This window comes from Streptomyces sp. NPDC005574, assembly GCF_040605435.1.
In the GTDB taxonomy this organism is placed as follows: Bacteria; Actinomycetota; Actinomycetes; order Streptomycetales; family Streptomycetaceae; genus Streptomyces.
Genome location: NZ_JBEXCW010000001.1, coordinates 195,046 through 214,932, shown reverse-complemented (window position 1 = coordinate 214,932; position 19,887 = coordinate 195,046). Strand labels below are relative to the sequence as shown.

The following is a 19,887-nucleotide window of genomic DNA, read 5'->3' as shown; positions in this document are numbered from 1 at the left end:
GACCTCCCGCAGGGTTGTGGACCGCCGGGCGGCCCTGTGGACTACTTCTTCTCGACCGCGTGGCCGCCGAACTGGTTGCGCAGCGCCGCGATCATCTTCATCTGGGGCGAGTCCTCCTGCCGGGAGGAGAACCGCGCGAACAGCGAGGCGGTGATGGCCGGCAGCGGCACCGCGTTGTCGATCGCGGCCTCCACGGTCCAGCGGCCCTCGCCGGAGTCCTGGGCGAAGCCCCGCAGCCGGTCCAGGTGCTCGTCCTCGTCCAGGGCGTTGACCGCGAGGTCCAGCAGCCAGGACCGGATCACGGTGCCCTCCTGCCAGGAGCGGAACACCTCCCGGACGTCGGTCACGGAGTCGACCTTCTCCAGGAGCTCCCAGCCCTCGGCATAGGCCTGCATCATCGCGTACTCGATGCCGTTGTGGACCATCTTCGCGAAGTGGCCCGCGCCGACCCGGCCCGCGTGCACCGCGCCGGAGTCGCCCTCCGGCTTCAGCGCGTCGAAGACCGGCTGCACCTTGGCGACGTGCTCCGCGTCACCGCCGTACATGAGCGCGTAGCCGTTCTGCAGGCCCCAGACGCCGCCGGAGACGCCGCAGTCGACGAAACCTATGCCCTTGGCCGCCAGCTCCCCGGCGTGCTTCTCGTCGTCCGTCCAGCGGGAGTTCCCGCCGTCCACGACGACGTCGCCGGGCTCCAGCAGTTCCGCGAGTTCGTCGACGGTCGACTGGGTCGCGGCTCCGGCCGGGACCATCACCCACACGACCCGCGGGCCCTGCAGTTTCCCCACCAGCTCTTCCAGGCTGTGGACGTCGGCGAGGTCCGGGTTGCGGTCGTATCCGATCACGGTGTGGCCTGCGCGGCGGATCCGCTCGCGCATGTTGCCGCCCATCTTGCCGAGGCCGACGAGACCGAGCTCCATCAGTGTTCCTTAGGTGTGCGACGTGGCGTGACGGCACTTTCGTACCTACGTCCGACCCTAAACCCGGACGCTCGCGCACATCTGTGGGCATACGCGCTCATGCGTATGCCCCGACCTGCGGGTTCTCCGACGGAACGGTCAGCCGCTGAGGCGGACCGGCATGATCAGGTACTTGTAGGCCTCGTCCGCCTCCGCGTCCAGGGCCGGCCTGCCGCTCAGCAGGGCGGGCTTGGTGGACGTGGTGAACGACAGCTGGGCCACCGGGGAGTCGATGGCGCTCAGGCCGTCCAGCAGGAACGTCGGGTTGAAGGCGATCGAGATGTCGTCGCCCTCCAGCTGGGCGTCGACCCTTTCCACAGCCTGTGCGTCGTCGCTGGAACCGGCCTCCAGGATCAGCACTCCCTGCTCGAAGCTGAGCCGCACCGGGGTGTTGCGCTCGGCGACCAGCGCCACACGCTTGACGGCCTCCACGAAGGGGGCGGTCTCGATCACGGCGATGGAATTGAACTCCGTCGGGAACAGGGTCCGGTACTTCGGGAGGTCACCCTCCAGCAGCCGCGTGGTGGTGCGCCGGCCGGCGCCCTCGAAGCCGATCAGGCCCTCGCCCGCACCCGAACCGGACAGCGCCAGGATGACGCTGTCGCCGCTCGTGAGGGCCTTGGCGGTGTCCAGGAGCGTCTTGGCGGGCACCAGGGCCACCGCGGACGCCTCCGGGTTCTCCGGCTTCCACAGGAACTCGCGGACCGCGAAGCGGTAGCGGTCGGTGGACGCCAGCGTGACCGTGTCGCCCTCGATCTCGATGCGCACACCGGTGAGCACCGGCAGCGTGTCGTCGCGGCCGGCGGCGATGGCCACCTGGGCGGCCGCGGACGCGAAGACCTCACCGGGGACCGTGCCGGTCGCGTTCGGCATCTGCGGCAGCGCCGGGTACTCCTCCACAGGCAGGGTGTGGAGGGTGAACCGCGAGGAGCCGCAGACCACCGTCGCCCGTACACCGTCTGTGGAGATCTCCACCGGGCGGTTGGGCAGGGCGCGGCAGATGTCGGCGAGCAGGCGGCCGGAGACGAGCACCGTGCCCTCCTCCTCGACCTCCGTCTCCACAGACACCCGCGCCGAGACCTCGTAGTCGAAGCTGGACAGGCTCAGCTGGCCGCCCTCGGCCTTCAGCAGAAGGCCGGCGAGGACAGGCGCCGGCGGACGGGCCGGGAGGCTGCGGGCCGCCCAGGCCACTGCCTCCGCGAGTACGTCGCGTTCCACCCGGATCTTCACTGTTGCCGCCTCCTGCTGTTGCCGGCGCTTCTCGCCCTGCCTGGCTTCGTCGTCTGTCTCGGTGTCGTCGGTCCCAGCGGTGGGAAGGACACCGGGAACAGTCTGACGCACCGCACTGACAGTAGGTGCCTCTCGGGGTCAAGTCGTGACGAGGGGCAGTCGGGGGCCGGACAGCGAGTTGTGCACAGGACCCCCTTCGAAGCGACTTTCTCACTCTCTCCAGTTGTCAGTAGTAGTAGGGGCTGTGGATACCGTGGATAACCCCGTTTTCGCAGGTCAGGTGCCGAATTTTATCCACTGGCCCTGTGGGCGGAGGCGGTGGACAACCGGGGCTGTCTGTGGAGAAAGAAAAGTTCTGCACACTCCGTGCACAGACAGGGGTGAGTTGTCCCCAGCGTCGTCCCCAGCTTTTCCCGTCTTTCCCACAGGGCAACCCGGCACCTTCGTGTGACGGCTTTCACTCGACACGGTGAGGACGCGCTCCGGGTTGCCGAACAGTGGACAGTGCTGTGGAGAAGCCGCTGATCGCTGGGGACAACCGGCCTCGGCCTGTGGGTTTCCCGTGGACAACTCGATGCACAGGCTGTGGATCACCGCGTCGTCCACAGCCTGTGGAGATCCTCTGTCCACGAATCCACAACCACTTGACCTGGCATGACAGTTCCCGGGCCGCCGGGCCTGTGGACACGATCTGGACAACTCCGTGGTCCCCAGGATGTGGACGGGAGAAAGTCGCCGAATCTGTGGACGAAGGCCGTAACCCCGCAGCTATTCGAACACCGGAGGGGTGCCCACGACGAAGGGCGCCGCCGGGATCTCCTCCCGGCGGCGCCCTCGATGACGTGCTGCGGCGGTCCTCAGCCGTTCTTGATGCGGTTGGTGAGCTCGGTGACCTGGTTGTAGATGGAGCGCCGCTCGGCCATCAGATTGCGGATCTTGCGGTCTGCGTGCATGACCGTGGTGTGGTCCCGGCCGCCGAACAGCGCGCCGATCTTCGGCAGCGAGAGGTCCGTCAGCTCACGGCACAGGTACATGGCGATCTGCCGGGCCGTCACCAGGGCGCGGCCGCGCGAGGTGCCGCACAGGTCCTCGACGGTCAGCCCGAAGTAGTCGGCGGTCGCGCCCATGATGGCCGTCGAGGTGATCTCGGGGGCGGAGTCCTCGCCGCCGGGGATGAGGTCCTTCAGGACGATCTCGGTGAGGCCCAGGTCCACCGGCTGCCGGTTGAGTGACGCGAACGCCGTCACCCGGATCAGCGCGCCCTCCAGTTCGCGGATGTTGCGCGAGATCCGGGAGGCGATGAACTCCAGCACCTCCGGCGGGGCGTTGAGCTGCTCCTGTACCGCCTTCTTGCGCAGGATCGCGATCCGCGTCTCCAGCTCGGGCGGCTGGACGTCGGTGATCAGGCCCCACTCGAAACGGTTCCTCAACCGGTCCTCGAGGGTGACCAGCTGCTTGGGCGGCCGGTCGGAGGACAGCACGATCTGCTTGTTGGCGTTGTGCAGGGTGTTGAACGTGTGGAAGAACTCCTCCTGCGTCGACTCCTTGTCCGCGAGGAACTGGATGTCGTCGACGAGCAGGATGTCCATCTCGCGGTAGCGCTTGCGGAAGCTGTCGCCCTTGCCGTCGCGGATGGAGTTGATGAACTCGTTGGTGAACTCCTCGGAGCTCACGTACCGCACACGGGTGCCGGGGTACAGGCTGCGCGCGTAGTGCCCGATCGCGTGCAGCAGGTGCGTCTTGCCGAGTCCCGACTCCCCGTAGATGAAGAGCGGGTTGTACGCCTTGGCGGGGGCCTCGGCGACGGCGACCGCGGCCGCGTGGGCGAAGCGGTTGGAGGCGCCGATGACGAAGGTGTCGAAGAGGTACTTCGGGTTCAGGCGCGCGGTCGGCTCGCCCGGGCCGGTGGCCGGCGCGGGCTTCGCGGCCAGCGGCCCGGGGGCGCCGCTGGAGGAGGGCGAGCCGACCGGGCCGCCGCGGTGGACGTGCCCGGAGCCGGGCTCTTGCCGGTCGCGCCGGGGGGCGCGCTGATCGTAGTCGGAGCGCTGGCCGTAGTCGGGCCGCTGCTGCTCGTACTCGGACCGCTGCGAGTCGTAGTCCGGCCGCTGGTTGTCGTAGTCGGGGCGCTGGTTGTCGTACGGCGGGCGCTCCATCGACTGCGGGCGGTAGTCCTGGGACGGCGGGTTGTACGCGTCCTGTCCGGAGGAGCCGTACGCGTCCTGTCCCGAGCCGCCGTAGCCGTCCTGGGACGGTGAGGCGTAGGGGTCGCGGTCGGGGAAGCCGAGGCGCTGCTGCTGCCAGCTGTACTCGTCCTGGGCCGGGCGCGGCCAGGAGCCGGGCTCGGGGCGCTGGTACTCCGAGGGGTAGGTGGGGCGGGCGGTGGGGAGCTGGTCCTGGCGCGAGTGGGGCAGCTGGTCGCTCGGGGTGCCGGGGTGCTGTTCGCCACGGCCGGGTGCGCGGTCGTCGGCGCGGTGTCGGCCGTATCCCCCCTCGTAGCTCTCGCGCCCCTGGCCGGAGGGGAGTTCCGGTTCCTCGTACCTGGGGCGGGCCGGTGCCGCCGACGGGGGGGAGGGGTCGCCCGCGGAGTCGTCGACGGTGATCGCGATGCGGATCGGGCGGCCGCACTCGCGGCTCAGGGTCTCGCTGACGATCGGCGCGAGCCGGCCCTCGAGGACGCCCTTGGCGAACTCGTTGGGTACGGCGAGCAGGGCGGTGTCGGCGACCAGGGCCAGGGGCTGGCAGCGCCGGATCCAGTGTTCGTCCTTGCCCTCGACCCCCTGTCCGCGGCTCTCACCGAGGAGCTGTTCCAGTACTCGTGGCCACACTGCGGCAAGATCGGCAGGCACGTCAGCCACAGGGCACGCTCTCTCACGGGTCCCTCGAAGGTGTGATCCGGGGACGGGTCGGGATGTAAATCGGGTGGGTGAGGGACTAAGGAACGAGTCGGAGTCCAGTCACGGTAGTCAGGGCGACGGGTACGGTTCAAGTTGTTGTCCCCAGGCTGTGGACAGTGTCTCCCGCTGACCCTTGGTTTGACCGGATGGCGTAGCCCCGCGTACCGTAACCAGGTCGAGTTGTCGATGGCTGCTGCCGCCTGCCTCCGATGGGCACAGATCGCTTCAGGTGATCGGGAAGCGGTGCACTCGGGCGTGATACGAGCTACTCGTGGGCGCACGGTGACAGCCAGGACGGCACCCCGCCACCACCGATTGATTTCTGGAGCCCCCGAGTGAGCAAGCGCACCTTCCAGCCGAACAACCGTCGTCGCGCCAAGACCCACGGCTTCCGCCTGCGGATGCGTACCCGTGCCGGCCGCGCGATTCTCGCGAACCGTCGTGGCAAGGGTCGCGCCAGCCTGTCCGCCTGATCCCGATCAGGTCATGACGTCGTGCTGCCTACCGAGCATCGGCTGAGGCGGCGCGAAGACTTCGCGACCGCGGTACGACGGGGTCGTCGGGCAGGCCGCCCGACCCTCGTCGTCCATCTTCGTAGCGGTGCCAAGGACCCGCACGCGCCTGGGGAGAGCGCTCCCCCGGTGCGTGCGGGTTTCGTCGTGAGCAAGGCCGTGGGCGGTGCGGTCGTGCGCAACAAGGTGAAGCGCAGGCTTCGCCATCTGATGCGCGACCGGGTCGCCCAGCTGCCCCCCGGTAGCCTGGTAGTCGTACGAGCGCTGCCCGGTGCGGGCGACGCCGATCATGCACAACTGGCCCGAGACCTGGATGCCGCTCTGGAGCGGCTGCTGGGAGGGGGCGCGCGATGAAGTACCCGCTGCTGGCGCTGATCAAGGTGTACCAGTGGATCATCAGCCCGTTGCTCGGGCCGGTGTGCAAGTACTACCCGTCGTGTTCCCACTACGGCTACCAGGCCATCGACCGGCATGGTGCGATCAAGGGAACGGCACTCACGGCCTGGCGCATCCTGCGGTGCAATCCGTGGTCGCCGGGCGGTGTGGACCATGTTCCGCCGCGCAAGCGCCCGCGGTGGCACGAAATGCTGCGTGACGCGTGGCGCGCACGCAAGGGCGGGTCCTCCGCCGCCGAACCGGCCACCGAGGGGCTGAGTCCTTCGAGCCCGGCCGCAGAGACTCCGTCCCATGCCCAAGGAGCATGATTAGTGGACACGATTGCCAGCCTTTTCAGCTTCATCACGACACCTGTCTCCTGGGTCATCGTCCAGTTCCACACGGTGTACGGGTCCATCTTCGGACCTGACACCGGTTGGGCCTGGGGCCTGTCGATCGTGTCCCTGGTGATTCTGATCCGTATCTGCCTGATCCCGCTGTTCGTGAAGCAGATCAAGGCCACCCGGGCGATGCAGACGCTGCAGCCCGAGATGAAGAAGATCCAGGAGCGCTACAAGAACGACAAGCAGCGCCAGTCCGAAGAGATGATGAAGCTGTACAAGGAGACGGGTACCAACCCGCTCTCCTCGTGCCTTCCCATCCTGGCGCAGTCGCCGTTCTTCTTCGCTCTGTACCATGTGCTCAACGGCATCGCGTCCGGTGACACCATCGGCGTGATCAACCAGAGCCTGCTGACGAGCGCGCAGAAGGCGCACATCTTCGGCGCGCCGCTGGCCGCGAAGTTCACCGACAGCTCCGCGAAGGTGGAGGCGCTCGGCGCCACGATCACCGACGTGCGGGTCGTCACCGCGATCATGATCGTCCTGATGTCGGCGTCGCAGTTCTACACGCAGCGCCAGCTGATGACGAAGAACGTCGACACCACGGTGAAGACGCCGTTCATGCAGCAGCAGAAGATGCTGATGTACGTCTTCCCGGTCATGTTCGCCGTCTTCGGCATCAACTTCCCGGTCGGTGTCCTCGTCTACTGGATGACCACCAACGTGTGGACCATGGGCCAGCAGATGTACGTGATCCACAACAACCCGACCCCGGGTTCCAAGGCCCAGGCCGCGTACCTGGAGCGCCTGTACAAGCACGTCACGAACCACGGCAAGACCCGCAACCGCCGCGAGCGCACCATCGTCAAGGCGATCGTCGTCAAGGGCCGTGACCGCAACGAGCACGAGCGCAAGTTCATCAACGGTCTCAACAAGGCGGGCCTCACGGCCCAGCCCGACGGCACCGTGGTGAAGGGCGAGGGCTCGGTGGTCACGCAGGCCGAGGACGGTACGACGACGACCACCACCGCGGCCGCCCCCAGGCGTCAGCAGCCGAAGCGGCAGAGCAAGTCCCAGCGCCAGTCCGGCCCCGTGAAGGCAGGCGGCGAGCCGGAGGCGAAGACCTCGCTGTCCAAGTCCGCCGAGCCTGAGAACGACAAGCCGGCCGCCGCGGCCGGCAAGGCCGAGCCGAAGCCCGGTGCCGGAACCCGCAGCAAGGCCCAGTCCGGACAGCGCAAGGGCCCGCAGCGGCCCAAGTCCCCGTCCAAGAAGTAAGAAGGAGTCCATCCCGTGACGGAAGGCACCACCACCTCCGCCGCTGCTGAGGGTGTAGACACCCTTTCCCGCCTGGAGCAGGAGGGGGAGATCGCGGCGGACTACCTCGAGGGTCTGCTGGACATCGCCGACCTCGACGGTGACATCGACATGGACGTCGAAGCCGACCGTGCCGCTGTCTCGATCATCAGCGACGCGAGCGGCCGAGACCTGCAGAAGCTGGTCGGGCGGGACGGCGAGGTGCTGGAGGCGCTCCAGGAGCTCACGCGCCTGGCGGTGCACCGGGAGACCGGGGACCGCAGCCGGCTGATGCTGGACATCGCGGGCTACCGGGCGAAGAAGCGCGCGGAACTCTCCGAGCTGGGTGCCAAGGCGGCGGCCGAGGTCCGCAGCAGCGGTGAGTCCGTGAAGCTGAAGCCGATGACGCCGTTCGAGCGCAAGGTCGTGCACGACGCGGTCAAGGCCGCGGGTCTGCGCAGCGAGTCCGAGGGCGAGGAGCCGCAGCGGTTCGTCGTCGTGCTGCCCGCCTGATCGGTCGCACGTTTTTCCGGCCCCGTCTGTTGCGCAGGCGGGGCCGAGCTTTGTCAGCCTGATAGTTCTGGTGGTTCTGGCGTGGGTGCCCGGTGTGCCGACGCAGTACGGAAGGACGGTCCCCCGTGACGGAGGCAGCGGAGCTTCCCCCCGCGCCCGAGCAGGCGCGTGAGGTGTTCGGTGACCGCTTCGCTGATGCGGTGCGGTACGCGGAACTGCTCGCTGAGGCGGGAGTGCAGCGAGGGCTGATCGGCCCCCGTGAGGTGCCCCGGCTGTGGGAACGGCACCTGCTGAACTGCGCGGTGCTCTCGGAGGTCGTTCCGGAGGGCGTGACGGTGTGCGACGTGGGGTCGGGCGCCGGCCTGCCCGGCATCCCGCTGGCGCTCGTCCGCGAGGACCTGAAGATCACACTCCTCGAACCCCTGCTGCGGCGGACGACCTTCCTGACCGAGGTGGTGGAGCTGCTCGGCCTGGATCACGTGACGGTCGTGCGCGGCCGCGCCGAGGAGGTCATGGGCAAGCTGAACCCCGTCCATGTGGTGACGGCGCGGGCCGTGGCCCCGCTGGACCGGCTGGCCGGCTGGGGGATCCCGCTGCTGCGGCCCTACGGCGAGATGCTGGCGCTCAAGGGTGACACCGCGGAGGAGGAGCTGAAGACCTCGGCCACCGCCCTCAGCAAGCTCGGTGCCGTGACGACTTCTGTCCTCCATGTAGGTGAGGGCGTGGTGGACCCGCTGTCCACCGTGGTGCGGGTCGAGGTCGGGGAGAGCCCCGGAGGGGTGCGGTTCGCCGCCAAACGGGCCAAGGCCGCGCGGACGGGTCGGACACGGCGACGCCGTGGCCAGTGATCAGAGACATTCGTCTCAGTTGTTTTGACGGCATGGCCGTCCCCGCCCGCCGTCGTGGCATTCGTCTCAGCCTTCAGGACGCGCTGATCCGTCCTGACGACGGGACGTACTCCACACAAGGTGTCAAACCTACGCATGCCGGAGTGTCGCGACAGTTCGCTGTCCGGCGCTGTGCATCGTGTTTCACGTGAAACGTCGCTCACTGCTGCACGGCATCATCAGTCGGGGCCGGGCCGCGGCCGAACCCCGCGACCGCAAGCCTCTGGGTTCTCTTGGCGGGGGCCCGGTTTCCCACGACCCTTCGTCCCCCTCAGGGGGAACGGAGTTGTCCACAGAGGTGGATTTCTCCACAGAACAACAGGCCTCACTGGTTCACCACCCCGAAGACATGGGAGGCTCTGTTCATTGCGAGCCTGAAGTCGAGGAGAGTGAATCCTTGCGGTCCGACGCCAACATCGCGGGACCGATGACCGATCCGGTCCCCGGTCCCCGTACCGAGTCGACGTTGGGGGACGATGTTTCACGTGAAACACCGCCTCCGATGGACGACACCCCGATCGGTCGTGCTGCCCAACTGGCGGTCGAGGCTCTAGGCCGCGCCGGTGAAGGCCTGCCGCGGCCCGACCAGACCCGAGTCATGGTTGTCGCCAACCAGAAGGGCGGGGTGGGCAAGACGACGACGACCGTCAATCTTGCCGCCTCGCTGGCCCTCCACGGCGCACGCGTCCTGGTGATCGACCTCGACCCGCAAGGCAACGCGTCCACCGCGCTGGGCATCGACCATCACGCCGAGGTCCCGTCCATCTACGACGTCCTGGTCGACAGCCGGCCGCTCGCGGAAGTCGTGCAGCCGGTACCGGACGTCGAAGGTCTTTTCTGTGCCCCCGCCACTATCGATCTCGCCGGTGCGGAGATCGAGTTGGTGTCTCTGGTGGCGCGGGAAAGCCGACTGGAGCGGGCGATCCAGGCTTACGAGCAGCCACTGGACTACATCCTGATCGACTGTCCGCCGTCGCTCGGTCTGCTGACCGTCAACGCGCTGGTGGCAGGGCAGGAAGTCCTCATTCCGATCCAGTGCGAGTACTACGCGCTGGAGGGACTGGGGCAACTGCTGCGCAACGTCGACCTGGTGCGGGGGCACCTCAACCCCGACCTGCACGTGTCGACGATCCTGCTCACCATGTACGACGGCCGGACACGCCTTGCGTCCCAGGTCGCGGACGAGGTGCGCACCCACTTCGGTGAGGAGGTGCTGCGGACGAGCATTCCCCGCTCGGTCCGTATCTCCGAGGCACCGAGCTATGGCCAGACGGTGCTGACCTACGATCCCGGATCGAGCGGTGCCCTGTCCTACCTTGAGGCGGCACGAGAAATCGCGCTGAGGGGGGTCGGCGTCAGCTATGAAGCGACGCACACCCACATCGGCGCACAGGGCGACCCGAGCATGGTGGAGGGCATCCAGTGAGTGAGCGACGGAGGGGGCTTGGCCGTGGCCTCGGGGCACTGATCCCTGCCGCCCCGACGGAGAAGTCGGTGGCTCAGGCCGCGATCGTCGGGGGTTCCGCGTCCGCGTCCCCGGCGTCGGTCCCGGTACTGACGGCCGAGCGTGGAGTGGCCGCGGCGAAGGTGGCCACGCTGCCGCAGGTCTCCCATGACATCGAGGAGCCGGCGCCCGCCGATGTGGTGGAGACTCCCCCTCCTCCGGTCGGTGCCCACTTCGCCGAGCTTCCTCTCGACTACATCACGCCGAACCCGCGGCAGCCCCGTGAGGTGTTCGACGAGGACGCGCTGCAGGAACTCGTCACCTCCATCCAGGAGGTCGGTCTCCTCCAGCCGGTCGTCGTACGACAGCTCGGTCCCGCGCGGTACGAGCTCATCATGGGTGAACGGCGTTGGCGGGCCTGCCGCGAGGCGGGGCTCGACGCGATCCCGGCGATCGTCCGTGCCACCGATGACGAGAAGCTGCTTCTGGACGCGCTGCTGGAGAACCTGCACCGGGCTCAGCTGAACCCGCTGGAGGAGGCCGCGGCCTACGACCAGTTGCTGAAGGACTTCAACTGCACGCACGACCAGCTGGCGGACCGCATCGGCCGCTCCCGCCCGCAGGTCTCCAACACCCTGCGTCTGCTGAAGCTGTCGCTGTCGGTTCAGCGCCGGGTCGCGGCGGGTGTTCTGTCCGCCGGCCATGCGCGGGCCCTGCTGTCCGTGGACGACTCGGAGGAGCAGGACCGGCTGGCGCACCGCATCGTGGCCGAGGGCCTCTCGGTGCGTGCCGTGGAGGAGATCGTGACCCTGATGGGGTCGCGGCCGCAGTCGGCTCAGCGGTCCAAGGGGCCGCGGGCCGGGGCGCTGGTCTCGCCGGCTCTGACGGATCTGGCGACCCGTCTCTCGGATCGCTTCGAGACGCGGGTGAAGGTCGACCTGGGCCAGAGGAAGGGCAAGATCACCGTCGAGTTCGCCTCCATGGAAGACCTGGAGCGGATCCTGAGCTCCCTCGCCCCGGGTGAGGGGCCGGTCCTCCAGAGGAGCCTCCTGGATGACGACTCGGAGGAGACCGAGGACTGAGTCCCGGTCGCGAGGCGACAGTCGACGTCGTTCGGCGAACGAGGGAGCGGGTCGTGTCCGGTACTCACCGGATACGACCCGCTCTTTGCTTTGAGGCGGTTTCGATGGAATGCCATCGTGGATACGATGCGTTGAGGCAGGGCACATCCACCCGGCAGCACCTGTGAGGGGTGACAGGGGCCATGCGAACGGTGAGTCGCACCGGACTGGTGAGCGCAGGCCTGGGACTGGGCGCCGTCGGCGGGTTCGTCGGCAGCCTGCTCAGGGAAAAGAACGCTCTGACGGCCGCCCGCGACGCGGCGGGCGAAGGAAGCGAGGAACAGCCTTCATGGGGCGCCGGCTCGTACCGCTCACGCTGGACAACCTTGCGGACCTTCCCAAGCGCTGTCGTTCATGCGTCTTCTGGGAGTTGGATCCCGTCAGCGGTGAGGCCGCGGTAAAGGCGGGCACCTCCGTGCTGGAGAAGGAGGCATGGATCTCCGCCGTCCTGCTGGACTGGGGGTCCTGCGGCCGGGTCGTGTACGTCGACGACGTACCGGTGGGCTACGTCCTGTACGCGCCACCCGCCTACGTCCCCCGTTCGACGGCGTTTCCCACGAGCCCGGTGTCGCCCGATGCCGTGCAGTTGATGAACTCGTTCATCATGCCGGGCTACCAGGGGCAGGGGCTGGGCCGGACGATGGTCCAGACGGTCGCCAAGGACCTGCTGCGGCGGGGATTCAAGGCGATCGAGGCATTCGGTGACGCCCGCTGGAAAGAGCCTGCCTGTGTGCTGCCCGCCGACCATCTTCTGGCCGTGGGCTTCAAGACGGTCCGGACGCATCCCGCCTACCCGCGGTTGAGGCTGGAACTCCGCTCCACGCTCTCCTGGAAGGAAGACGTCGAGATGGCCCTGGACCGGCTTCTGGGAGCCGTACAGAAGGAACCTGCACTGCGTCCTCTCTGATCGACGCAACGCCTCTCCAGCGTGATCCAGCGTTGCTCCTGTCACGGGCGGCGCAGTCCGCGGCACAACGAATGGGCCGACCCTCGGGGTCGGCCCATTCGTGTTTCACGTGAAACGTCACTCGGCGATGAAGTCCTCGAGGTCGCGGACGATCGCGGCCTTCGGCTTCGCACCGACGATGGTCTTGGCGACCTCGCCACCCTGGTACACGTTCAGGGTCGGGATGGACATGACGCCGTACTTGGCGGCCGTACCCGGGTTCTCGTCGATGTTGAGCTTGACGATCTCGATCTTGTCGCCGTACTCGGCGGCGATCGCCTCGAGCGAGGGCGCGATCTGACGGCACGGACCGCACCAGGCGGCCCAGAAGTCCACCAGGACGGGCTTGTCGCTCTTGAGGACGTCCTGCTCGAAGGAGTCGTCAGTCACATTCTTCAGGGTGCCGGCCACGGCGGGCTCCTTAACTTGTTCGTGCGGTGGGGCGGATGGGGGATCAGACAGCGGTCTTCTCGGGCTCGGCCTTCTCCTCGTCCGCCAGGGCGGCGAGGAAGCGCTCGGCGTCGAGAGCGGCGGAGCAGCCGGTGCCGGCGGCGGTGATCGCCTGCCGGTAGGTGTGGTCGACGACGTCACCCGCGCCGAAGACGCCGGTCAGGTTCGTCCGCGTCGAGGGTGCCTGTACCTTCAGGTAGCCCTCGTCGTCCAGGTCCAGCTGGCCCTTGAACAGCTCGGTTCGGGGGTCGTGGCCGATCGCGATGAACAGGCCGGTCACCGGGAGGTCCGAGAGCTCACCGGTCTTGAGGTTCCGCAGGGTCAGGCCCGCGAGCTTCTGCTCCCCCTGGACCGCGGCGACCTCGCTGTCCCAGACGAACTTGATCTTCGGGTCGGCGAAGGCCCGCTCCTGCATCGTCTTGGACGCGCGCAGGGTGTCCCGGCGGTGGACGATCGTCACGGACTTGGCGAACCGCGAGAGGAAGGTGGCCTCCTCCATCGCGGTGTCACCGCCACCGATCACAGCGATGTCCTGCTCCCGGAAGAAGAAACCGTCACAGGTGGCGCACCACGAGACGCCACGTCCGGAGAGGGCGTCCTCGTTCGGCAGCCCGAGCTTGCGGTGCTGGGAGCCGGTGGTGACGATGACGGCCTTGGCCTTGTGGACCGTGCCCGCGGTGTCGGTGACGGTCTTGATCTCACCGGTGAGATCGACGTCGACGACATCGTCGGGGATGAGCTCGGCACCGAAGCGCTCGGCCTGGGCGCGCATGTTGTCCATGAGCTCGGGGCCCATGATGCCGTCCTGGAAGCCGGGGAAGTTCTCCACCTCGGTGGTGTTCATCAGCGCACCACCCGCGGTCACGGCGCCCTCGAACACCAGCGGCTTCAGCGACGCGCGCGCGGTGTAGAGCGCCGCCGTGTAGCCGGCGGGCCCGGAGCCGATGATGATCACGTTACGGACGTCGCTCACGGCCTGATTCCTCGTCTCTGGACTACGTCGTAGGTCCGGTGGGAGTGCCTCTCGGAACTCTCATCCGACCCAACGGATCCTAAGGGGCGCGCATTCCCGTTGTGTCAGGGCACACGGGAAGCCGCCACCGTACGAGATGCCACGGGGAGCGGAGACGAAGGGTGCGGGCTCAGGAGCGTGTGTAGGACTGCTTCAGCAGAACCGTGGCGGTTGCGGACGCCGGGTGGTCCACGCACGTGGCGTCCACGATGTACGCCGTGACCAGGGTGGTGTCGGAAGGGTCCGGCAGCACCACGAGTACCGCGTGCTTGCCCTGGTAGGTCCCGTCCTCGGTGGCGAGGGCCGAGTCCTCGCGGCCGATGCCCTTCTGGACGCATCCGGGAACCGCGGGCTGCTTGAGGGTCCTGGGGGAGTCGGTGACGGCGTTGCCCTCGACTCCGAGGCTGTGGGGGGTGTGGGAGCCGCTCGCCGGAACGCTGCTCCGGGCGAGGAGACCGGCGACCTGGTCCTCCAGCGTTCCCTGGGAGAAGGTGTCCGAAGCGGACTGCCGACCGCGTGCCTCCGGGGTCGACGAGTTGCCGTCGTTGAGTGAGGACAGCAGCAGGGATCCGAGTCCCAGGGCGGCGGCCGTGAAGACGGCGCCGAGAACGGCGGCCCGGCGGCGCTTGCCCCGCCTGCCCTTACGTCCGGGACCGGTGGTCGAGACGCGGGCTCGGCCTGTGGGACGGTCGGTGGTGAGCGATGTTTCACGTGAAACAGGCGCGTCCGCTTCAGCGGCGGAGAGGGAGGGCGAGGGGTCGACCCGCTGGGCTGTCTCCTCCCCGTCGGGTGCCGTGGCATCGAGCAGGGCCTCGGCGGCGAGCGCGGCGTCGATCCGCCCGGCGACATCGTCAGGCATGCGGGCCGGGCCCGGCAGTGTTCCGAGGAGGCCCCGGATCTCCTCCAGCGAGGCGAGAGTGTCGGCGCAGAGATCGCACCCGTCCACGTGCTGTCGTATGTCCGCGGTCCGGGAGGGCGGGAGCAGGCCTTCGGTGAGGTCGGAGATCTCCGCGACGTCCGGGTGCCCGGCCGTGTCCGTCGTGGATGTCACGCTCGCCCACCTCCGCCCTTCACCGCAGTCGAATCGCTTGGCCCCGTACCCGGCGGACTCGCTGGGGGCGGTCCCGCTGCGGGTGGGACGGATGTCCCCTGCGCCCGGTTCCGTCCTGCGCGGGGTTCCTTGCTCTGATCCGTGTTTTCCGGTCGTAGATGGGTGAGCAGGGGGAGGAGCCTGGCTCTGCCGCGTGCGCACCGGCTCTTCACCGTGCCCGTGGGCACGTCGAGAACACGTGCGGCCTCGGCGACCGGGTAGCCCTGCATGTCCACGAGGACGAGGGCGGCCCGCTGGTCGGGCGGGAGGGTGCCGAGTGCCTCGATGAGCTGCCGGTGCAGATCGTTGCGTTCCGCCGGCACGGAGGCCGCCTCGTGGGGTTCCAGCAGCTGTTCCAGCCGCTCGGTGTCGTCGACCGGAGACGTCTTGCGGGAGGCTGCCTTGCGGGCGCGGTCGAGACAGGCGTTCACCGTGATGCGGTGCAGCCAGGTCGTGACAGCCGACTGGCCGCGGAAGGTGTGCGCGGCCCGGTAGGCGGAGACGAGCGCGTCCTGCACCGCGTCAGCGGCCTCCTCGCGGTCTCCGAGCGTACGCAGGGCGACGGCCCACAGCCGGTCCCGATGGCGCCGGACGAGCTCGCCGAAGGCGTCGGGGTCGCCGTCCACGTGACGGGCCAGGAGGTCCTGATCGCTGGTGTCGCCGTATGCGCTGCCATCTGCCATCGGACCCCCTCCCCTGGTGTGCGGTGAGCCCTCAGCCGGTGAACTTCACATCGGTGACGGCCTGCTTGTACCCGGCACTGCTGAACCCGTCGCCGGGGGCGTTCGGTACGGCGGTGACCCACAACAGTACGTACTGCGTCTTGATCGACTTGGACGCCTTCACCTTCAGAGAGGTGCCGGTGCCGGTGGCGGTTCCGATCTGCTTCATCCCGTCGACGCCCGTGGAGGGGGTCAGTGAGTCCGTCGCGTAGAGCACGATCGTCGTGTGGTCGCCGCTGTACAGGAGCCCTATCGACGCGGCCGAGACCTTCTGTGCCGAACCGAGGTCGTAGACGATGCCCACGCCCGGCTTGTACGGGGCCAGTTCGGGTCCCTGGAGGAAGCGCTTGGTACGCCAGTAGGTGGAGCCATCGTTGTCGTACGTCTTGCCGACATCACCGGGGGCCTGGGCCGAACCGCTCGCGACGTACTCCTGTGCTCCCTCGACTCCGAGTGCGCGGACCGGCCTGGTCTTGTCGCTGTTCTTGTCGTGGCTGTCGTTGGTCTGCGTCTTGTTGGTGTCCTCGGACTGGTTGCCCCGGTCCATGAGGGCTTCCGCCAACTGCCAGCTGCCGAGGCCCAGCGCGGCGATCAGCAGCGCCGACACGGCCCACTTGAGGGCCTTGCCGGTACGGCTCTGCAGCGGGGCCGGCGGCGTCGGCGCAGGCTGTGCGACGCGCGGATGGGCGGTGGTACGGCCATAGGTGCCCTGCTGGTACGTCGTGCGCTGGTACTCGGGCGGGGCGGTGAACGCCGGCTCCGGCGGGCGGATGCGGGGCATCTCGCCGATCGCCTTCACCAGTTCCTCCGGCGTGGTGCACGGGGACTCGTGCCGGGATGCCGTGGCGCCGTCGTTGGCGAGTGCCCGCATGGACAGCTCGGACAGGCCGCGGTGCACCCCCGCACGCACCTGGTCGGGAGCGATCAGACCGACGTCCTTCGGGAGCCCCGACAGACCGTACGCGTCGCTCTCGTAAGGCCAGCGCTGGGTGAGCGCCGCGTAGAGCAGCGCGCCGATCGCTTCCGTGTCGGTGCGCTGCGGGGTGTCCGAACTGACACCGCGCAGAGCGGCGTTGACGGCCAGGCCGCGGATGCGCCACTGACCGCTGGAGGTGCGCAGGATCGCGTTCGGGTTCAGGCGCAGATGTGCCAGGCCCTCCCGGTGGGCGGCTGCCATGGCCGCGGCCACCTGGCTGACCATCTGGTAGGCGTCGTACACCTCCAGCGGGCCGGCGGCGAGGAGAGCGGTCAGTTCGGTGGCGTCGGGGAGCCACTCGTGGACGACGTAGACGAGGTCGTCCTCCTCGACGGCGTCGAGGACCTGGACGAAACGGGGGTCGCCGAGCAACGCCGAGGAGCGTGCCGCGGCGAGTACCGAACGGGCCCGTGTGTGGTTCGCGGGGAGAAGGTGGACACCGACCGCTCGGCGAAGTTTCTCGTCGACGGCACGCCAACTGCTGAAACCGTCCAGACGGGTGACGCACTCCTCCAGGCGGTAGCGCCCGGCGAGCTTGTGTCCGCTGTGCAGTTCCGGTGGTGAGGCTTTCCCAGGACGCTCGGTCCCGCCACTCCCCTGTGCCTCGACGTCGTCCGTGTCCCGCTCCCGGTTCTGGGCCTCCCCGTCGGCCGTGGACTGGTCCGCCTTGGCGGTCAGCGGCTTGTCACCGCTGGTGTCTGCCACGTCGACGGCAGCCGTGCTCCGTTCCGCCACCGTCGTTCCTGCCTCCCCATCCATTGCGCGCCGTGCGACGCCGAATCCAATTGTGCCCACAGTCTGCCGCTATGCACGACACACGGTGGCGGCCGATGGTTGTGCGCCTACCCCGGCCTCAACGCCCCAGGCGCCCACGGACCATACCGACCAGCGAGTTCAGCTCCTCGATCCGCAGGCGCCGGGCCACGACGAAGAAGATCCCGAGGAGTACCGCTCCGCCCGCCAACAGCGCGGCCAGGGAGCCGGCGACGCCCTGACCGAGCGTGTGCCCGATGCCGTAGCAGGCCGCGCCGCTCAGCAGCGCGGCAGGCACAGAGGCGAGGCAGAGCCTGGCGTACGTGCGCAGCACGCGGGAGCCGTCCAGGTCGCCGCCCAGCCGCTTGCGCAGCCGGTTCCAGGCGACGCCGACCCCGATGGCGTAGGCGAGGCCGTATGCGGCGGACATGCCGACCACGGCCCAGCGGGCCGGCAGGACGAGGAAGCACAGGGCCGAGGCGCCCGCGTTGACCGCGGCCACGATGACCGTGTTGTAGAAGGGAGTTCGGGTGTCCTCGTAGGCGTAGAAAGCCCGCAGGACGACGTACTGCACGGAGTAGGGGATCAGGCCTAGGCCGAAGGCCATCAGCATGAAGCCCATGTTGGTGGCGGCACGGGTGCCGGACGAGCCGAAGATCAGGGTGCACATCGGGATGCCGAGGGCGAGGAAGCCGAAGGCGATGGGCACGATGGCGACCGCTGTGGTGCGCAGTCCCTGGGAGATGTCGTCGCGGACCGCGCCGCCGTCGCCCTCGGCCGCCGAGCGGGAGATGCGCGGCAGCAGCGCCGCCATCAGGGAGACGGTGATGATGGCCTGTGGCAGGCCCCAGATGAGCTGGGCGTTGGCGTAGGCACTGAAGCCGGTACCGGCGATCTGCGTGTCCGAGACCGACGCGGTGGCCAGCTGGGTGACGACGAGCGCGCCGACCTGGTTCGCGAGGACGAAGAGGATCGTCCACTTGGCGAGCATCGCGGCCTTGCCGAGGCCGTGGCCCTTCCAGTCGAAGCGCAGACGCAGCCTGAAGCCGGTCTCCCGCAGGTACGGGATCATCGCGAGAGCCTGCACGACGAGGCCGAGGAGGATGCCGACGCCCAGGAGCCGCTGGCCCTGCGGCGGGATGTTCGCCACGCCCATGCCGGAGTCGGCCGAGGTGCCGTACACCCAGAGGAACATGCCGAGCGTCACGATGATGACGATGTTGTTGAGGACCGGGGTCCACATCATCGCGCCGAACTTGCCGCGGGCGTTGAGGACCTGGCCCATCACGACGTGAATGCCCATGAAGAAGATGGAGGGCAGGAAGTAGCGGGTGAAGGTGATGGCCACGTCGTTGGCGGCGGGATCGCTGGCGACCGGGTTCGACAGCACCTGGACGAGGAGCGGGGCGGCGAACATCGCCAGCGCGGTGAGCAGTCCGAGCGCCACCATCACCAGTGTCAGCAGGCGGTTGGCGAACGCCTCGCCACCGTCGTCGTCCTCTTTCATGGCCCGCACGAGCTGTGGGACGAAGACCGAGTTGAGGCCGCCGCCGACGGTGAGGATGTAGATCATCGTCGGGAGCTGGTAGGCGACCTGGAAGGTGTCGCCCAGCAGGGCGGTGCCGAGGGCGGAGACGATCAGCGCGGAACGGACGAAGCCGGTGAGGCGCGAGACCATCGTGCCCGCCGCCATCACGGCGCTCGACTTCAGCAGGCCCGAGGCGCGGCCGCCCTGTTTCGCGGCAGGAGCGGCGGGCGCGGGTGCCGGCGTCGCTTCCGCCGCGGGTGGGGCCGGTGCCGGCCGGTACTGGCCGGGGGCCGGTGCGGCGGCCGGGCCGGGCACCGCCGGGGCGTCCGCGGAGGGCAACTGCCCGCCTTGCTGCTGGTCACGGAAGAGATGCGCGAAGGCGTCCGGCTCGTGGTGTTCCTCGCCCGCCCCGGTGACCAGGTCGTCCACTCCCACGAACTGGGTCGTCCGGGGGTCGTCGCCGTACGGCAGGTACTGGGTCGGGCCCTCCGGCTCGGGCGGCGGGGTCTGCGCCCACACGCGGGGGTCGGGGGCGTACGGCGACTGGGGCGGCTGGGCGTACAGCTGCTGCTGCGGCGGGTACGTGCCGGGCGGCGGCGGGGGATGCGCGGCACGGTCGTAGAGCGCCTCGGCGACCGGGTCCTGGGCGTAGAGGTCCTGTGCCCGGTAGGGGTCCTGGTCGTAGGCGTCTTGGAGGTACATGTCCGCGGGAGACTGCGGAGGTACCTGGCCGTGCTCGGGCGCCGGGCCCTCGGGGTGGCCCGGGCTGTCCGCGGCCCGGCCGCGGTCACCGTCGTACGGCGCGTTCATGGTTACCCCACCTCATCGTCCCGGGCCCACCGGC

18 protein-coding genes are annotated in these 19,887 nt (G+C 68.8%); 9 read left to right on the top strand and 9 right to left on the bottom strand.

What is annotated here, in order from left to right; all coding sequences use genetic code 11:
• Positions 1-41: 41 nt before the first annotated feature.
• The 3 genes from gnd to dnaA form a co-directional block, all read right to left on the bottom strand.
• A complete protein-coding gene (gene gnd / locus ABZT03_RS01030; protein ID WP_356031682.1) occupies positions 42-917 on the bottom strand; it encodes a phosphogluconate dehydrogenase (NAD(+)-dependent, decarboxylating) in 876 nt (291 codons plus the stop codon).
• Between the two features lie 138 nt (positions 918-1,055).
• Complete coding sequence (gene dnaN, locus ABZT03_RS01025; RefSeq protein ID WP_356031958.1) at positions 1,056-2,186, bottom strand: DNA polymerase III subunit beta; 1,131 nt, start codon at positions 2,184-2,186, stop codon at positions 1,056-1,058.
• 857 nt (positions 2,187-3,043) lie between these two features.
• Positions 3,044-5,041 carry a chromosomal replication initiator protein DnaA gene (gene dnaA / locus ABZT03_RS01020; RefSeq protein WP_356031680.1) on the bottom strand — a complete coding sequence of 666 codons (1,998 nt, stop codon included), beginning with the start codon at positions 5,039-5,041 and terminating at the stop codon, positions 3,044-3,046.
• Positions 5,042-5,415: 374 nt separating this feature from the next.
• Between dnaA and rpmH the strand changes: the two genes are divergently transcribed.
• The 9 genes from rpmH to ABZT03_RS00975 all read left to right on the top strand — a co-directional run bounded on the left by rpmH (position 5,416) and on the right by ABZT03_RS00975 (position 12,473).
• Positions 5,416-5,553: a 50S ribosomal protein L34 gene (rpmH, locus tag ABZT03_RS01015; protein ID WP_006381191.1), complete on the top strand. Its 138-nt coding sequence runs from the start codon at positions 5,416-5,418 to the stop codon at positions 5,551-5,553.
• A gap of 21 nt (positions 5,554-5,574) precedes the next feature.
• Positions 5,575-5,946, top strand: a complete 372-nt coding sequence (rnpA, locus tag ABZT03_RS01010; protein ID WP_356031678.1) for a ribonuclease P protein component — start codon at positions 5,575-5,577, stop codon at positions 5,944-5,946.
• On the top strand, positions 5,943-6,296 hold the full coding sequence (yidD, locus tag ABZT03_RS01005; protein ID WP_356031676.1) for a membrane protein insertion efficiency factor YidD: 354 nt from the start codon (positions 5,943-5,945) through the stop codon (positions 6,294-6,296). Before rnpA ends, yidD begins: the two co-directional genes overlap by 4 nt.
• A gap of 3 nt (positions 6,297-6,299) precedes the next feature.
• Positions 6,300-7,583: a membrane protein insertase YidC gene (gene yidC / locus ABZT03_RS01000; RefSeq protein ID WP_356031674.1), complete on the top strand. Its 1,284-nt coding sequence runs from the start codon at positions 6,300-6,302 to the stop codon at positions 7,581-7,583.
• 15 nt (positions 7,584-7,598) lie between these two features.
• Positions 7,599-8,114 (top strand): R3H domain-containing nucleic acid-binding protein, encoded by a 516-nt coding sequence (locus ABZT03_RS00995; protein ID WP_356031672.1) that lies wholly within the window; start codon positions 7,599-7,601, stop codon positions 8,112-8,114.
• Between the two features lie 125 nt (positions 8,115-8,239).
• On the top strand, positions 8,240-8,962 hold the full coding sequence (rsmG, locus tag ABZT03_RS00990; protein ID WP_356031670.1) for a 16S rRNA (guanine(527)-N(7))-methyltransferase RsmG: 723 nt from the start codon (positions 8,240-8,242) through the stop codon (positions 8,960-8,962).
• Positions 8,963-9,350: 388 nt separating this feature from the next.
• The gene (locus ABZT03_RS00985) at positions 9,351-10,427 is read left to right on the top strand and encodes an AAA family ATPase (protein ID WP_356031955.1); all 1,077 of its coding nucleotides are present in this window, start codon (positions 9,351-9,353) and stop codon (positions 10,425-10,427) included.
• Positions 10,424-11,527 (top strand): ParB/RepB/Spo0J family partition protein, encoded by a 1,104-nt coding sequence (locus ABZT03_RS00980; protein WP_356031668.1) that lies wholly within the window; start codon positions 10,424-10,426, stop codon positions 11,525-11,527. The genes ABZT03_RS00985 and ABZT03_RS00980 overlap by 4 nt, the downstream gene beginning before the upstream one ends.
• 328 nt (positions 11,528-11,855) lie before the next feature.
• Positions 11,856-12,473 carry a GNAT family N-acetyltransferase gene (locus tag ABZT03_RS00975; RefSeq protein WP_356031666.1) on the top strand — a complete coding sequence of 206 codons (618 nt, stop codon included), beginning with the start codon at positions 11,856-11,858 and terminating at the stop codon, positions 12,471-12,473.
• A 117-nt stretch (positions 12,474-12,590) separates the two neighbouring features.
• Here ABZT03_RS00975 and trxA read toward each other — a convergent pair whose 3' ends face one another.
• The 6 genes from trxA to murJ all read right to left on the bottom strand — a co-directional run bounded on the left by trxA (position 12,591) and on the right by murJ (position 19,853).
• The gene (trxA, locus tag ABZT03_RS00970) at positions 12,591-12,923 is read right to left on the bottom strand and encodes a thioredoxin (RefSeq protein WP_007383275.1); all 333 of its coding nucleotides are present in this window, start codon (positions 12,921-12,923) and stop codon (positions 12,591-12,593) included.
• A gap of 43 nt (positions 12,924-12,966) precedes the next feature.
• The gene (trxB, locus tag ABZT03_RS00965; RefSeq protein WP_356031664.1) at positions 12,967-13,935 is read right to left on the bottom strand and encodes a thioredoxin-disulfide reductase; all 969 of its coding nucleotides are present in this window, start codon (positions 13,933-13,935) and stop codon (positions 12,967-12,969) included.
• A gap of 169 nt (positions 13,936-14,104) precedes the next feature.
• On the bottom strand, positions 14,105-15,025 hold the full coding sequence (locus ABZT03_RS00960) for a hypothetical protein (RefSeq protein ID WP_356031661.1): 921 nt from the start codon (positions 15,023-15,025) through the stop codon (positions 14,105-14,107).
• Entirely contained in the window at positions 15,022-15,747 is a 726-nt protein-coding gene (sigM, locus tag ABZT03_RS00955; protein ID WP_356031659.1) for an RNA polymerase sigma factor SigM, read from the bottom strand. Before sigM ends, ABZT03_RS00960 begins: the two co-directional genes overlap by 4 nt.
• A gap of 31 nt (positions 15,748-15,778) precedes the next feature.
• On the bottom strand, positions 15,779-17,497 hold the full coding sequence (locus tag ABZT03_RS00950; RefSeq protein WP_356031657.1) for a protein kinase family protein: 1,719 nt from the start codon (positions 17,495-17,497) through the stop codon (positions 15,779-15,781).
• 118 nt (positions 17,498-17,615) lie between these two features.
• Complete coding sequence (gene murJ, locus ABZT03_RS00945; protein WP_356031655.1) at positions 17,616-19,853, bottom strand: murein biosynthesis integral membrane protein MurJ; 2,238 nt, start codon at positions 19,851-19,853, stop codon at positions 17,616-17,618.
• Positions 19,854-19,887 lie beyond the last annotated feature (34 nt).

Bases quoted from the DNA above. Each gene is read 5' to 3' on its own strand.
- gnd (WP_356031682.1), bottom strand. From the start codon at position 917: ATGGAGCTCGGTCTCGTCGGCCTCGGCAAGATGGGCGGCAACATGCGC.
- yidD (WP_356031676.1), top strand. From the start codon at position 5,943: ATGAAGTACCCGCTGCTGGCGCTGATCAAGGTGTACCAGTGGATCATC.
- ABZT03_RS00985 (WP_356031955.1), top strand. From the start codon at position 9,351: ATGGGAGGCTCTGTTCATTGCGAGCCTGAAGTCGAGGAGAGTGAATCC.
- ABZT03_RS00975 (WP_356031666.1), top strand. From the start codon at position 11,856: ATGGGGCGCCGGCTCGTACCGCTCACGCTGGACAACCTTGCGGACCTT.
- sigM (WP_356031659.1), bottom strand. From the start codon at position 15,747: ATGGCAGATGGCAGCGCATACGGCGACACCAGCGATCAGGACCTCCTG.
- murJ (WP_356031655.1), bottom strand. From the start codon at position 19,853: ATGAACGCGCCGTACGACGGTGACCGCGGCCGGGCCGCGGACAGCCCG.